This window comes from Nonomuraea sp. NPDC051941 (assembly GCF_044593615.1).
Genome location: NZ_JBIUCF010000008.1, coordinates 19,323 through 33,385, shown reverse-complemented (window position 1 = coordinate 33,385; position 14,063 = coordinate 19,323). Strand labels below are relative to the sequence as shown.

Below are 14,063 nucleotides of genomic sequence, written 5' to 3'. Positions count from 1 at the left end.
CGTATCTAGAAAAGGACGGACATGAAGGTGTCGACCTCCTGGAAGCCAACCTTGCGGTAGACGGCCCTGGCCGAGAGGTTGAAGTCGTTCACGTACAGCGTGACCACGGGGGCGAACAGGCTCCTCGCGGCCTCCACGACGGCGGCCATGCCGGCCACGGCATGGCCCTTCCCCCGCAGCTCGGGGGCGACCCAGACGCCCTGGATCTGGCAGGCCTGCGGCGTGACGGCCCCGACCTCAGCCTTGAACACCACCCGGCCGTCGTCGATGCGCGCGTAGGAGCGGCCGATCCTGATCAGCTCGGCGACCCTGGTCCGGTAGAGCGCGCCGCCGTCGCCGAGGTTGGGCGAGACGCCGACTTCCTCGGTGAACATGGCCACGCAGGCGGGCAGCAGTATGTCGAACTCCTCCGGCCGCACCCGGCGTACGAGCGGATCGGCGGGCACCGGCGGCGTGCGTGAGGTGGCCATGACCGGCTGAGCCCAGCGGATGGCGCGCGCCCGGCCCCAGTGCGGCTCGAGACGCTCCCACAGCAGAGAGACGGCGTCGACCGGGCCCACGATGGAGGAGCAGCGGCGCCCCTGCTTGCGGGCACGGTCGGCGAAGGCGTGCACGGCCTCGGGGCCGGCGTTGACGGGCACCATGTTGGCCCCGGCGTAACAGAGTGACACAAGGCCGCCTCGCGCGCCGAACCCCCACATCTGCCCACCCAGCCTCGCCGGATTGAGTCCGACGGCCCGCACTCTGGAGGAGACGAAGACGTTCGCGACCGGGTCGGTGTCCAGCAGGGCTAGGACCTCGTCCCGGTCGCTGTCGTCGAGCACGCGCGACGCCGATGTACGCAGCATCACAAAGGTCACACTACGCGAAGGGGCACCGATTGGCTCAGTGGGTGACGGCCACGGTAATCCTTTCTTGACGTCAGTCAGAGCCCAAGGGTGCCGAGGATCCCGAGCAGCCCGGCCGGAGGGCTCACGGCGTCCGCCGTCATGTGGGTCGACGGGCGCGGCTCGGGCTGCGCGGCGCACTCCACGTCTCGCGGCGGCACCGTGCCGTCCCGCAGGTACGCGGCCAGGTGCTCGTCCACGCACTCGCTGCCCGTCAGCGACACGCCGTGGTTGCCGCCGGCGTCGATCACCATGCCCGTGCGGACGAAGTGCCTGCGCATCTCCAGGGCCCCCTTGAACGGCGTCGCGGCGTCGTCACGGGACTGGATGAGGAGCACCGGCGGCAGGTTCTGCGAGCCCTGCACCTCGATCGGCGTCCCGCCCCGCACCGGCCAGAAGGCGCACGGGGCGTTGAACCAGGCGTTCGGCCAGGTCAGGAACGGCGCCCGGCGGTGCAGCCGGGTCATGTCCTCGCGCCACTTCTCCCACTTGCGCGGCCACTTGGCGTCCCTGCACTGGACGCCAAGGTAGGAGGCGTAGCCGTTCTCGTCCGCCTTGTCGTCCTCGCCGTGCTTCTTGTAGATGTCCACCATGCCCTTCACGTCGCCCTGCCGCACGTACGCGGACCAGGCCGCGGCGAACGCGGGCCAGACCCGGTCGCTGTACCCGGCGACCGTGAAGGTGTCGTCCAGCTCGCTCGGCCCCACGATGCCGCCGGCCGGGCGGGCCCGCAGCCGGTCGCGCATCGCGTAGTAGGCGAACGACGTCTGCTTGAGCGAGGTGCCCAGCCGGTAGACGTCGTTGTGCTTGGCCGTCCAGGCCAGGAACTGCCGGTGGCGGTGCTCGAAGGCGCTGTCCTGCCGGATGTTCGCGTCGTACCAGACGCCCGTGGGGTCGACCGTGCTGTCCATGACCAGCCGCCTGACCCTGGCCGGGAAGAGCGTGGCGTAGACGGCGCCCAGGTAGGTGCCGTACGAGTAGCCGAGGTAGCTGATCTTCTGCTCGCCGAGCGCGGCACGGATCGAGTCCATGTCCCTGGCGGAGTTCTCGGTGGTGAGGTGCGGCAGCAGCCAGGACCAGCGCGCGCCGCACCGGTCCGCGAACTCGCGCGCCCTGTCGAGCAGTTCCCGCTCCTCGGCCGGTCCCTTCGGCACCGCATCCGGCCGCGGGGCCTTGAAGAACACCGCCGGGTCCACGCAGTGCAGCGTCGGCTCGCTGCCCCCGACGCCGCGCGGGTCGAACCCGACGATGTCGTAGCGCTCGCTCACGTCCGACGGCAGGGACGAGGCCACGAACTCGGCCAGACTCCGCCCCGGCGCGCCCGGCCCGCCCGGGTTCACCAGGAGCGCGCCCAGGTAGTTGGCGCTCCTGGAGACCCTGGCCCGGACGCGGTTGACGGCCAGCTCGATCGTCTGGCCCCACGGCTCCCGGTAGTCGAGCGGCACGCGTAGGGTGCCGCACTCCAGGTTGGCCGGCGCCGGCCTCCCGCTACTCCCTATCGGACACGGTCCCCAGGCGATGGCCGCCGGCGCCTGTCTCGCACCGCTGGCCACCGCCGTCCCATCCCCGCTGGCTATCCCTCCGACGAGCACCGCGACACCGGCGACAACCCCAACGACCCGCTTCACCCGGCCCCCTCCTTGTTCATAGGCCTTGCGATGCTCCCGTGAGCGACCGGTTGATCACGTTGAGTATGGGGAAAAGCTTGCCAACTTGTAATCGCGCGATTGCACGACGTAACCGTCCTATATCGGGACGCGGATAGCCCAGCGGCGGCCTACCATCCCGGCATGGCGAGGGGACATCGGTACGTCGACGCGGTCCGGCTCCTGGGCGGGCAGGACCCGGCGGTCAAGGCCCTGGACACCCTGCTGGGGGTCGGCACCCTGGGGGTCTGGGACCTGATCGAGGCCAAGAACGAGCTCATCAAGGTCGGGAACGACCTGCTGGGGCGGTGGCGGGACTGGCGTTCCGACAAGGTGTGGCGCAGCCGTACCGAGAGGCTGGAGGCCGCGCACGCGATCCTCGTCGTCACCGCCTACCTGGAGGCGCTGGAGGGCTTCGAGCTGCCTTTCGACCTCAAGGACCTGCGGTTCGGCAAGGACGAGCAGCGCGCGGTCCTCAAGATGCCGGAGATTCCGTGTCCCGCCCCTCACCGGCCCTTCGAGCGGAACATCGACCAGATCGAGGCCACGTACGGGCGGATCGGCGCCGGCATCGCGGCGTTGTCCGACCTGCGCGGGCGGCTCCGCGAGCACGAGTGGGAGCAGGCCCGCGCGGTGTTCGGGGACGGCGCCCTGACCGAAGCGGCCCTGCGCCGTTACACCGACACCTACCGGCGGCTGGCCCTGGACGTCCCGGAGTTCGCGTTCTGGGCCGGGCAGGTCGATCACCAGGCGACCCGCGAGGGGTTGGCCGAGCTGCGGCGACTGCTTGGCATGCTCGCCTCTGGCGCCGCGCTGCCCGCCCAACTGGAGACCGTGTCCCGGCTGCACCGGGTCGCGCTGACCCGCCCGGTCGCCGAGACGGGGCACGTCCCGGCGGGCATGGAGCTGCCCACGCTGGACCAGGCCTACCTCGCCCCTCGTTACCAGGTCGCCGAGACGACCGCGTCCGACGACCCGAGCGCCGAGTCCTGGTGGGAGGAGGCCGAGGTCAGAGAGGATCTCGCCGGGTTCCTGGCCGGTTTCCTGACGGGCAGGGGCGCCACGGAGCGGCCGCTGGTCGTGCTCGGGCAGCCCGGGGCGGGCACGACGGGGTGCTGCCCGTCGTGTTCCTCGACGGGTTCGACGAGCTGCTGCAGGCCACCGGGGTGCGGCAGACCGACTATCTGGAGCAGGTCGCCAGGTTCCAGCAGCGGGAGTCGGACGCGGGGCGCGCCGTGGCCGTGATCGTCACCAGCCGCACGGCCGTCGCCAACCGGGCGAGCTTCCCCGAGGGCACCTGTGTGGTCAGCCTGGCACCGTTCGACCAACAACAGATCGCACACTGGCTGCGGATCTGGAACAGCGCCAACGCCGACTACTTCCAGCAGCATGGACTGCGCCGGCTCACCCCCGACGTGGTGAGCCGGCAGGCTTCCCTCGCCGGGCAGCCACTGCTCCTGCTGATGCTCGCGCTGTACGACGCCGACAGCAACGCCCTGCACTCCGCCGCCGAGCTGGGCGAGGCGGAGCTCTACGAGCGCCTGGTGAGGAGGTTCGTCGAGCGCGAGCTGGAGAAGGCCCATCCGCGTGCCGAGGTGGCCGGGCTGGTCGAGCGGGAGCTGGTGCATCTCGCCTGCGTGGCCTTCTCGATGTTCAACCGGGGGCGGCAGTGGGCGACCAGCACCGAGTTCGACCAGGATCTGAAGGCGCTGAAGCTGGACCGGCCCGAGCCCGGTGCCGGGTTCGCCGCCCCGCTCAGCTCGGGCGACCTGGCGCCGGGCAAGTTCTTCTTCGTGCACGAGGCCCGGGCCACCCGCGACAAGGAGGTGCTCCACACCTACGAATTCCTGCACGCGACCTTCGGCGAGTTCCTCATCGCGCGCTTGGTGGCCGCTCTCCTCAACGAGATCGTCGGAGACGCCAACTCGGTGTTGCGCGAGGTCGACGACGGGCTGCTCAGGACACTGCTGTCTTGGGCGACGCTCTCCAGCCGCCGTCCCGTCATCGACTTCCTGCAGGAGCTCTCGAAGCCGGAGTGGCAGCCGCTGACCGTCCGGCTGTTCCGGCGGCTGGAGTCTCGCGACGAGCCTCGTCATCATGATCGACGCTGTCCCAGAGCTCTCGGACATGGCCTTGCACCTGGTCCCGGAAGGCATCACGTTCGAGATCGCACCTCTGCCCGATCCGTTACGGGAAGCGCGCGGCCTCCTGCGGCTCGCGGCCGAAGCCCGCTTCTGCTACGACGCGGACCAGATGGCGGTCTTCCAGGCCATCTGGCCGTTCCTATCCACGATCGACCAAGGCGAGCCCGCCTGGGGGCGCGGAGCGCCGTTGCGAGGGCTGCTGGAGGTGCTGGAGCTGAATCCGGGCAGCGGCCAGGAGCGACGTGAAACCTACCTTCGCGCGATCAAGGAATGGAACTCGGACGACGTCAGGCCGCTGATCAAGGCCATACTTGGCGATCTGGCCCTGATCAGCGGCCCCGACCGGGACGAGCTCCTGGCCGACCTGCCGAAGAGCGACGTCATGCAACACGTCGCCATAGCGAGAGAATCCCTGCGCTGATCGCCATCGGCGACTGGACTACGCATGCTCCGCCGTGTCGAAGAGGGCCTTGGTGGCGTCGCCGAAGTACGGGCCGTACATGGTGCGCTGGTCGTCGCTGTACTTGAAGCTGCTCACCGACGTGATCGTCCCCTTGCCCGTGGCCAGGTCGAACGTGGTCATCCACGGCCCGCCGCTCGATCCCGCCGTCATCTCGCAGCCCACCCCCTGATCGCGGCTCTGCCCGTACGGGTCGGCCCGCAGCCGCCCCGCGCAGTAGACCAGGTGATGCCCGTCGTACGGCGGGTCCGCCGGGTAGCCGAAGCCGAACACCTGACCCCCGCGAGCGGCGTTGAAGGCGATCTCCTGCGTGCCCACCACGTCGGCCACGTGCCTGCCGCCGGACGTGGCCAGCGCCACCATGCCCACGTCGAAGTTGTCGTCACCACGGCTCGACCAGGGCCCGGCGACGAACATGCGGCGGGCCGCGTACTGCCCGAACCGCTGCGCCCCGCCCATCCCGTACGCCGGGACGAACGTCCAGTTGGCGGCCCACCCGCCCGCGCCGTCCTTGACGCAGTGCCCGGCGGTGACCACGACGTCCCTGTTGGCGCTGCGCACGGTGCTGGCCGAGCAGACGAAGTCCGCCCCGCGCACGGTCAGGAAGACGCGGCCGGTGGTCCTGGCCACGGCGCCGCCGGTGATCCAGCGCGAGCCGACCGTGTTGGTCTCCGGCCGCTTGGCCGCGCCCCCCTGGTCCCGCCGGGCGGCCGCCGCCTGGTGCCGGGGCGTGCGGCCCCACAGCCAGGCGGCCAGGCCGTCACCCGACACGCCCGTGGTCACGCCGTCGCCTCGCGGAGTCAGGCGCCGGCTCGACACGTCAGGAGCGGTGCGTATCTCCGTGTGCTCCGTCACGCCGCTCAGCAGGCCCGCGCCGTCCGACACGCTGTCCAGCAGGTCGATCGGCAGCGCCTTGGCCATGCGCTCCGGTGTCCAGTAGTCGAGCACGCGCCGCTGCTCGGCGCTGGTGCGGGCGGCCACGTGCTCGACTATCTGGTGACGCATCGCCCTGTGGTCGGGTGGGTCGGCCTGCTGCTGGCCGGGGGCCGCACCGAGGAGGGCGGGCCCGATCAGCCCCGCCAGAAGCGGGGCGGCCGCTAGCAGGGGGGTGCTCAAGGTCATGCCCCCCGAGTCTGCACTACGAGATGTGTTCTTGTGACTACTTTCGGTAAATACCTCAGAGTGCGTTGGTGCTCTGTGCCGCTTGGTAGACGCTCTGCGCCTCGTTCCCGAAATATGGGCCGAACATCCAGTTGGGGGCGAAGTTGTATTTGAAGCTGTTGACCGAATTCTGGGTGCCGAGGCCGGTCGACTCGTTGAAATTCAGCATCCAGGGGCCGCCGCTGGAACCGCCGGTCATGTTGCAGGTCAGGCCGTGGTCCTCGCTCGCGAGGAAGTCGTCGAAGGTCCGACCGCTGCAGTAGATGAGCTTCGAGCCGTCGTACGGCGCCGCCGCCGGGTAGCCGAACCCGTACATCTGCTGCCTTCTCCCCTGGTTGAACGCGACGCCCTGGCCGCCCACGACGTCCACCAGCGCCTTGCCCTCCAGCGGCGCGACGACGGCGGCGGCGACGTCGAAGTTGATGTCCTCGCTCGCGTTCCACTGCTGCGTGGTCAGCAGTTTCGTGGCCGCCCAGGTGCCCAACGGGCGGTTGCCGTTGTTGTAGCCGGGCACGAAGACCCAGTTCGTATGGAACGTTCCGTTCAGCTTGACGCAGTGGCCGGCGGTCAGGACCACGCTCTTGTTCGCGCTGGTCACCGCCGAACCCGAGCAGGACGCGTTGCGTCCCTGCGTGGTGAAGAATATCCGGCCGGTGGTCTTCACGACCGCGCCGGAGCCGGTCCATGGCTCGCCGGACGACCGGGCCGACTGCAACTCCGCCCCGGCACGCGTCGCCCCGGTGGGCGGCGCCGTCCACGGGGTGCCCTCGGCAGGCTCTCCCAGCGCCATCTTCGCCCCCTTCTTCGGGCCGGGCGCGTCCAGCGGCTGGGCCGCCTCCATCCGCTGTTCGGTCCAGTACGTCAGGACCTGCCGCTGCTCGGACGCGGTGTCCGCCGCCGCGTACTGGGCGGGTTTGGGCCTCATCTGTACGCCGGCCTGCGCCCCACCGGCGGGCAGCAGGACGGCGCCGCCGGCGGTGAGGGTGAGGGTGGAAAGCAGAACGACTGCGCGGTGCATTACGTACCTCCCGAAAACCGGACCTGGGGTACGGAAGGTAGCCGTAGCAATATCCGGATTTCTCAAGATTTGCGCATACCGATATAGCCGCATTCCGGCATTAATTCACTGCGTTATCTCGGGTCACATAAGTGCTGGGATTTTGACGCGGTCGGTGCCGCGTGCCCGAGCGCGCCCTGCAGCGGGGACAATGGACAGGTGCAAGAAGAGACCCTCCGATCCGTCGTGGTGCTCGGCTCCACCGGCTCCGTCGGCACCCAGGCCCTCGATGTCATCGCCGCCAACCCCGGCGGCTTCAAGGTCGCCGGGCTGGCGGCGGGCGGCGGGCGGGTCGACCTGCTGGCCAGGCAGGCGGCGACGTTCGGCGTCGAGGTGGTCGCGGTGGCCGACGCGGCGGCCGTGCCCGAGCTGAAGGACGCGCTGTCCGCGCACGGCGCGAAGCCCGCGGTGCTCGGCGGGCCCGAAGGGGTCGCGGAGGTGGCGGCCTGGCAGTGCGACACGGTGCTCAACGGCATCACCGGCGCGCTCGGGCTGACCTCCACGCTGGTCGCGCTGGAGGCGGGCAGGACCCTCGCGCTGGCCAACAAGGAGTCCCTGATCATCGGCGGCCCGCTGGTCAAGCGGCTCGCCAAGCCCGGCCAGATCCTCCCGGTCGACTCCGAGCACTCGGCGGTGCAGCAGTGCCTGTGGGCCTCGGGCCCCGACGGCTACGACCCCGACAGCGTCAAGCAGCTCGTGATCACCGCGAGCGGCGGGCCGTTCCGGGGGATGAAGCGCGAGGAGATGTCCGGCGTCACGCCCGAGATGGCGCTGGCCCACCCCACCTGGTCGATGGGCCCGGTCATCACGATCAACTCCGCCACCCTGGTCAACAAGGGGCTGGAGGTCATCGAGGCGCACCTGCTGTTCGACTTGGGTTTCGACCGCATTGAGGTCGTGGTCCACCCGCAGTCGATCATCCACTCCATGGTGGAATACGTCGACGGCTCGACCGTGGCCCAAGCCAGCCCGCCCGACATGCGGCTGCCGATCGCGCTCGCGCTCAGCCACCCCCACCGCATCCCGGGTGCGGCACGGGCCATCGACTGGACCAAGGCGCACACGTGGACGTTCGAACCCCTCGACGACGTCGCGTTCCCCTCCGTCGCGCTGGCCAGGCACGTCGGCGGCGAGGGCGGCACCGCGCCCGCCGTCTACAACGCGGCCAACGAGGCGTGCCTCGACGCGTTCATGCGGGGCGAGCTGCCGTTCCTGGCGATCGTCGACACCGTGGCCAAGGTGGTCGAGGAGCACCAGGTCACCCCGGCCGACTCGGTCGAGGAGGTGCTCGCGGCCGACGCCTGGGCCCGGGCCCGCGCGATCGAGCTGTCCCGCTGACTACCTAGACTGGAAACCGTCGTCACAGTAAGGGTTGAAATGTCTTCTGTAGCTCTCGGCATCCCGACGGTCCGTCCCAAGCCGCTCGCCGAACGCCGACACTCCCGCCAGATCATGGTCGGCAGCGTCCCCGTGGGCGGCGACGCACCCGTCTCGGTGCAGTCGATGACGACCACGGTGACCGCCGACATCAACGCCACGTTGCAGCAGATCGCGGAGCTCACGGCGTCCGGCTGCCAGATCGTACGCGTGGCCGTGCCGTCCCAGGACGACGCCGACGCGCTGCCGATCATCGCCAAGAAGTCGCAGATCCCGGTCATCGCCGACATCCACTTCCAGCCGAAGTACGTCTTCGCCGCCATCGAGGCGGGCTGCGCGGCGGTTCGGGTCAACCCCGGCAACATCAAGAAATTCGACGACAAGGTGGGCGAGATCGCCCGGGCGGCGGCCGACCACGGGGTGCCGATCCGCATCGGCGTCAACGCCGGGTCGCTCGACCCGCGCCTGCTCCAGAAGTACGGCAAGGCCACGCCCGAGGCCCTGGTGGAGTCGGCGCTCTGGGAGTGCTCGCTGTTCGAGGAGCACGGGTTCCGCGACATCAAGATCTCGGTCAAGCACAACGACCCGGTCGTGATGATCAACGCGTACCGGCTGCTCGCCGCCAAGTGCGACTACCCCCTCCACCTGGGCGTCACCGAGGCCGGCCCGGCCTTCCAGGGGACCATCAAGTCCTCCGTCGCCTTCGGCGCGCTGCTGGCGGAGGGCATCGGCGACACGATCCGCGTCTCCCTCTCCGCGCCTCCGGTGGAGGAGGTCAAGGTCGGCACCCAGATCCTGGAGTCGCTCGGGCTGCGCGAGCGCGGCCTGGAGATCGTCTCCTGCCCGTCCTGCGGCCGGGCCCAGGTGGACGTCTACACCCTCGCCGACCAGGTGCACGCCGGGCTGGAGGGCCTGAAGGTGCCGCTGCGGGTGGCCGTGATGGGCTGCGTCGTCAACGGCCCCGGGGAGGCCCGGGAGGCGGACCTGGGGGTGGCCTCGGGCAACGGCAAGGGGCAGATCTTCGTCAAGGGCGAGGTCATCAAGACGGTGCCGGAGTCGCAGATCGTGGAGACCCTGATCGAGGAGGCGCTCCGGCTGGCCGAGGAGATGGGCGTCGACGTCGACCTCGACGACGACTCCGGCCCCCAGGTCATCGTCAGCTGACCCACCGCCCCTCGCCCCCGCCCGGGTGGCCCGCCACACTCATGGCGCGCCACCACACGGCTTCACACCCCGGAGCCCCGACACCCCGGGCACACGGCCCCCTGAGTCGCACGCCGACACCTCAGGGGCGCCGAGCCCCGCCGTTCCGTGGCCGCCGCGGAGGCGTCCGGTGGTCGATGCAAGCGTGAGCCCCGCAGGCCCCCGGAGGGGTGCGGGGCTCGCGGGATGCGGAGGGGCAGGGCGCTAGAGCGTCAGGCCCGTGAGCACCATGACCTTCTCGTACGTGAGGTCCTCCATCGCCGAGTGGAGCCCCTCGCGTCCGATCCCCGAGTCCTTCACCCCGCCGTACGGCATCTGGTCGGCCCGGTACGAGGGGACGTCGCCGATGATCACGCCGCCCACCTCCAGCTCCCGGTTCGCCCGGAAGGCGGCGTCCAGGGAGCGGGTGAACACTCCGGCCTGCAGGCCGTACTTCGAGTCGTTGACCATCGCGTACGCCTCGTCGATCGAGGCGGCGCGCTGGAGGATCATGACGGGGCCGAAGACCTCCTCGCACGCCACCTTGGCGTCGTGCGGGACGTCGGCGAGGACGGTCGGGGCGATCGTGGCGCCCTCGCGGGTGCCGCCGGCCAGGACGCGGGCGCCCGCGGCGACGGCCTCCTCGACCCACTGCTCCACGCGCTTCGCGGCGGCCTCCGAGACCAGCGGGCCCACCTGGGTCTTCTCGTCCGCCGGGTCGCCGGTGACGAGGCCGGAGACGGCCGGGAGGAGGCGCTCGACGAAGGCGTCGTACACGGGCTGCTCGACGATGACCCGCTGCACGGCGATGCAGCTCTGGCCGGCCTGGTAGTTGGAGAAGAGGGCGATGCGCTGCGCGGCCCAGTCGAGGTCGGCGTCGGACAGCACGACGGCCGCGGCGTTGCCGCCCAGTTCGAGCGTCACGTGCTTGCGCGGGACCTGGTCGGCGATGGCGTACCCGACGGGCGCGGAGCCCGTGAACGACACCACCGGGAGCCGGGGGTCCTGGACGAGCGCGGAGGCGCGCTCGTTCTCGATCGGCAGCACCGAGAACATCCCCGCGGGCAGGTCCGTCTCCGCCAGGATCTCGCCGAGCACGAGCGAGGAGAGCGGCGTGGCAGGGGCGGGCTTGACGATGACGGGGGCGCCGACGGCGATGGCGGGGGCGACCTTGTGGGCGACCAGGTTCAGCGGGAAGTTGAACGGGGTGATCGCCAGGACGGGCCCGTACGGGACGCGCGAGACGTACGCCAGCCGCCCGGCCGCGGCGGGCTCGGTGTCGAGCCGCTGCACGTCGCCGGACCAGCGGCGGGCCTCCTCGGCGGCGAAGCGGAACGTGGCGACGGCGCGGTTGACCTCGCCGCGCGCCCAGAAGATCGGCTTGCCGTTCTCGGCCGTGATCAGGTGGGCGATCTCGTCGGCCCGCTCGGCGAGCCGGCGCGACACGTGGGCCAGCGCCTCGGCCCGCACGTGCACGGGCAGCGCGGCGGCCTCCCGCGCCACCGCGTGCGCGGTCGCGATGGCCTCTTCGACCTGGGCATCTGTCGGTACGGAGTGCCGCCCGACCACGCGGCCGTCATCGGGGTTGGTCACAGTGAGCTCGGAGTCCCCGGTCGCGGCGCGGCCGGCCAGCCAGAAGGTACGCACGTCCATACACATGACGTTATGCCAAGCTGGAGATGGGGGATTTACACCATGGTGCACAAGACTCCCACCAGGGCTCACCGTTAAGTACAAGCCCCCTGGTATACCCATGATGTAACAGAAGTAGACCCAATTCGGGATGTTTACCATGCGGAGTGGTTTGAGCGATCTCCGCCATGGCTAAGTCATCGTTTGCGGGTCTCCAGCGCGGCGGGCCCCCGATCTGAGAAAGGCGTGGGCCCCGTGACCGAACAGCGTGAGGTCACAAGGACGCATAGCTGCTCCTTGGCTGCAAAGGAGGCCTCATGAGTTCGGCCCCGCTGGGGCTGCAAGGCGCCTACCTGCTGGGTGAGCGCGCCACCCACGACGAACTTCGCTCCCGTCTCCTCGACGTGGCGGTGAACCTCCTCGAGAGCGACGGGCCGGAGAGCCTGACCATGCGCCGGATCGCGGCCGAGGCGGGATGCACGACGACCGTCATCTACACGATGTTCGGCAACAGGGAAGGGTTGGCGGAGGCGCTCTACCTGGAGGGGTTCGAGCGGTTTCGACGCTTTCTGGAGGCGGTGCCGACGCGGCGCAACCCGTTCGAGCACCTGAGCGCGCTCGGCCCCGCGTACCGCCAGGCGTGCCTGTCGGAGCCCGGTTACTACAGCCTGATGTTCGAGCGGGCGATCCCCGGTTTCGAACCCAGCGAGCGCGCCAGGACCCTGGCCCGCGCCGCCCTGAACATCCTCGACCGGGTGATCGCCGACTGCATCTCCGCCGGCTATCTGGTCCCGACCCAGCCCCGCAAGATCGCGGACGCGCTGTGGGCGGCGGCCCAGGGGGCCATCAGCTTGGAACGCGCCGGTCACCTGCGCGACGGGCGCACGTACGAAGCGGTGACGACGGCGACCATCTGCTGCTACCGGGTGGAGAAGCAGGATTAGCGCGTCATCGGCGGACGGCTTCGAGCGCGAGCCACAGCTCGGCGCGCACGCCCGGATCGTCGAGGTCACGGCCCAGCAGCTCGGTGACACGTTTCATGCGGTAGCGCAGGGTGTGGCGGTGCACGCCGAGCCGCTGCGCCGCCGCGTCCCAGTGGCCGTTGCTGTCGAGGTACGCGCGTAGCGACTCGACCAGGTCGGCCCGGGACCCGTACGCGGTGAGCGGGGCCAGCAGCGCGGCGGCGAACGCCTGGGCGGCGGCCCGGTCGAGCAGCCCGAGCAGCCCCTGCCCGGCCAGCTCCCCGAACTTCACCACCCGGCCGCGCCCCTTCCCCGGTGCCGCCGCCAGGGCGCGCCTCGCCTGGTCCAGCGCGCCGTTCAGGCCCTCGGAGGCGTAACCGCACGGCAGGCTCACGCCCACCGGCGCGTCCGCCTCCAGCGCCACCTTCTCCGCCACGGTGTCGGGCACGAGGGCGACGGCCAGCGGACGCTCCCCCGAGGAGGCGAGCAGCGCCGCGAACGCGAGCGGCTCCAGCGCCTCCAGCGCGTCGGCGCCCGCCGCCAGCACCGCCAGCGGCTCCTCAGGGAGCCGCCCGCCGAGCGGCCCCAGCACCGCCCGCGCCTGCTCCCCCGCGCCCGACAGCAGCAGCTCCAGTACGGCGGAGCGGGCCCGCCGCGCGGCCTCCAGCTGGGTCCTGCCCTGCTCCAGTGCCAGGGTGAGCAGGGATCCCGCGGCGTTGATCACCGTGTGGGTGACGGGCGAGAAGGGCCGGCCGGCCCCGACTGCGAAGAAGCCGCGCGGCCGCGCACCGCCGCCCAGCGGCTGCACCACGATGTGCTCCCCCGGCCCCGACAACGCCAGGCTCGCGGGCAGCAGCCCACCACCGCCGGGCTCCAGGAGGCGGGGCTCAGGGGGGCGGGTGGCGGTGCGGAGGCGGGAGAGCTCGGAGACGACGGCGTCCGTATCGGCCCCACGCGTGGCATGACGGACCTCGCCCGCCTCGTCCAGCAGCGCGGCCCACCCCCCGACCTCCTTGGCGAGCCGGTCGATCACCGCGTGCATGCCCTCCGGCCGGAGCGCCGCCCGCGTCAGGCGGCCCTGGGCGGCGAAGGCGCGGCTGATCTCGTCGTACTGCTCGGCCGCCAGCAGCTCGCTGACCCCCTTGCCGATCGCGATGAACGGGGTCTCGCGCGGCACCTCGAACAGCGGCAGCCCCGCCTCCTCGGCGGCGGTCACCAGGGCCGGGGGCACCTCCTCGTGCGAGACGCCGACCCCGAAGCCCAGCCCGGCGACGCCGCGGGCCACGAGGCGGGCGACATACTGGGACTGGTCGCCTTCCATCCGCATGCCCGTGGTGAGGAGGAGTTCCCCGCCCTCCAGGTACGGTGTCGGGTCCGCGAGCTCGCTGACCGCCACCCAGCGCACCGCGGCGTCCAGCACGCCGCGGGCCCCATGGCCGGGAATTCCGGCCACCGGCCGGAGCCTCATGCGGCGTACGACGGTCCGGAGCGTAGGTGGCATGCGAAATTTGTCCATTCCGGCAAAGACGACCACCTTCAGTGTGACATATCGACG

At 70.9% G+C, this 14,063-nt stretch carries 11 protein-coding genes; 5 read left to right on the top strand and 6 right to left on the bottom strand.

Annotated features, from left to right (window positions below; all coding sequences use genetic code 11):
- Window positions 1–5 precede the first annotated feature (5 nt).
- Complete coding sequence (locus tag ACIHFD_RS15900; RefSeq protein ID WP_355210862.1) at window positions 6–848, bottom strand: GNAT family N-acetyltransferase; 843 nt, start codon at window positions 846–848, stop codon at window positions 6–8.
- Window positions 849–925: 77 nt separating this feature from the next.
- Entirely contained in the window at window positions 926–2,332 is a 1,407-nt protein-coding gene (locus tag ACIHFD_RS15895) for an alpha/beta hydrolase (protein ID WP_397367496.1), read from the bottom strand.
- Window positions 2,333–2,677: 345 nt separating this feature from the next.
- Here ACIHFD_RS15895 and ACIHFD_RS15890 point away from each other — a divergent pair, with 345 nt between their 5' ends.
- On the top strand, window positions 2,678–3,778 hold the full coding sequence (locus ACIHFD_RS15890; protein WP_397367495.1) for a hypothetical protein: 1,101 nt from the start codon (window positions 2,678–2,680) through the stop codon (window positions 3,776–3,778).
- 1,104 nt (window positions 3,779–4,882) lie between these two features.
- Window positions 4,883–5,098 (top strand): hypothetical protein, encoded by a 216-nt coding sequence (locus ACIHFD_RS15885; RefSeq protein WP_397367494.1) that lies wholly within the window; start codon window positions 4,883–4,885, stop codon window positions 5,096–5,098.
- A gap of 18 nt (window positions 5,099–5,116) precedes the next feature.
- Here the strand turns inward: ACIHFD_RS15885 and ACIHFD_RS15880 are convergent, their stop codons facing one another.
- Both ACIHFD_RS15880 and ACIHFD_RS15875 read right to left on the bottom strand, forming a co-directional pair.
- Window positions 5,117–6,259, bottom strand: a complete 1,143-nt coding sequence (locus ACIHFD_RS15880; RefSeq protein WP_397367493.1) for a trypsin-like serine peptidase — start codon at window positions 6,257–6,259, stop codon at window positions 5,117–5,119.
- 55 nt (window positions 6,260–6,314) lie between these two features.
- Window positions 6,315–7,316, bottom strand: a complete 1,002-nt coding sequence (locus ACIHFD_RS15875; RefSeq protein ID WP_397367492.1) for a trypsin-like serine peptidase — start codon at window positions 7,314–7,316, stop codon at window positions 6,315–6,317.
- Window positions 7,317–7,514: 198 nt separating this feature from the next.
- Between ACIHFD_RS15875 and dxr the strand changes: the two genes are divergently transcribed.
- Together dxr and ispG are read left to right on the top strand one after the other, a co-directional pair.
- Window positions 7,515–8,693, top strand: a complete 1,179-nt coding sequence (gene dxr, locus ACIHFD_RS15870) for a 1-deoxy-D-xylulose-5-phosphate reductoisomerase (RefSeq protein WP_397367491.1) — start codon at window positions 7,515–7,517, stop codon at window positions 8,691–8,693.
- A gap of 39 nt (window positions 8,694–8,732) precedes the next feature.
- Window positions 8,733–9,896, top strand: coding sequence for a flavodoxin-dependent (E)-4-hydroxy-3-methylbut-2-enyl-diphosphate synthase (ispG, locus tag ACIHFD_RS15865; RefSeq protein WP_363984857.1), 1,164 nt, complete (start codon window positions 8,733–8,735; stop codon window positions 9,894–9,896).
- Between the two features lie 243 nt (window positions 9,897–10,139).
- Here ispG and ACIHFD_RS15860 read toward each other — a convergent pair whose 3' ends face one another.
- A complete protein-coding gene (locus tag ACIHFD_RS15860) occupies window positions 10,140–11,567 on the bottom strand; it encodes an aldehyde dehydrogenase family protein (protein WP_363984859.1) in 1,428 nt (475 codons plus the stop codon).
- 296 nt (window positions 11,568–11,863) lie between these two features.
- Between ACIHFD_RS15860 and ACIHFD_RS15855 the strand changes: the two genes are divergently transcribed.
- On the top strand, window positions 11,864–12,490 hold the full coding sequence (locus ACIHFD_RS15855; RefSeq protein ID WP_357734809.1) for a TetR/AcrR family transcriptional regulator: 627 nt from the start codon (window positions 11,864–11,866) through the stop codon (window positions 12,488–12,490).
- Between the two features lie 4 nt (window positions 12,491–12,494).
- Here ACIHFD_RS15855 and ACIHFD_RS15850 read toward each other — a convergent pair whose 3' ends face one another.
- The gene (locus ACIHFD_RS15850; protein WP_397367490.1) at window positions 12,495–14,009 is read right to left on the bottom strand and encodes a PucR family transcriptional regulator; all 1,515 of its coding nucleotides are present in this window, start codon (window positions 14,007–14,009) and stop codon (window positions 12,495–12,497) included.
- Window positions 14,010–14,063 lie beyond the last annotated feature (54 nt).

Coding starts and splice junctions, on each gene's coding strand:
- ACIHFD_RS15880 (WP_397367493.1), bottom strand. CDS start 6,259: ATGACCTTGAGCACCCCCCTGCTAGCGGCCGCCCCGCTTCTGGCGGGG.
- ACIHFD_RS15850 (WP_397367490.1), bottom strand. CDS start 14,009: ATGCCACCTACGCTCCGGACCGTCGTACGCCGCATGAGGCTCCGGCCG.
- ispG (WP_363984857.1), top strand. CDS start 8,733: ATGTCTTCTGTAGCTCTCGGCATCCCGACGGTCCGTCCCAAGCCGCTC.
- ACIHFD_RS15890 (WP_397367495.1), top strand. CDS start 2,678: ATGGCGAGGGGACATCGGTACGTCGACGCGGTCCGGCTCCTGGGCGGG.
- ACIHFD_RS15875 (WP_397367492.1), bottom strand. CDS start 7,316: ATGCACCGCGCAGTCGTTCTGCTTTCCACCCTCACCCTCACCGCCGGC.
- ACIHFD_RS15900 (WP_355210862.1), bottom strand. CDS start 848: ATGCTGCGTACATCGGCGTCGCGCGTGCTCGACGACAGCGACCGGGAC.
- ACIHFD_RS15860 (WP_363984859.1), bottom strand. CDS start 11,567: ATGGACGTGCGTACCTTCTGGCTGGCCGGCCGCGCCGCGACCGGGGAC.
- ACIHFD_RS15855 (WP_357734809.1), top strand. CDS start 11,864: ATGAGTTCGGCCCCGCTGGGGCTGCAAGGCGCCTACCTGCTGGGTGAG.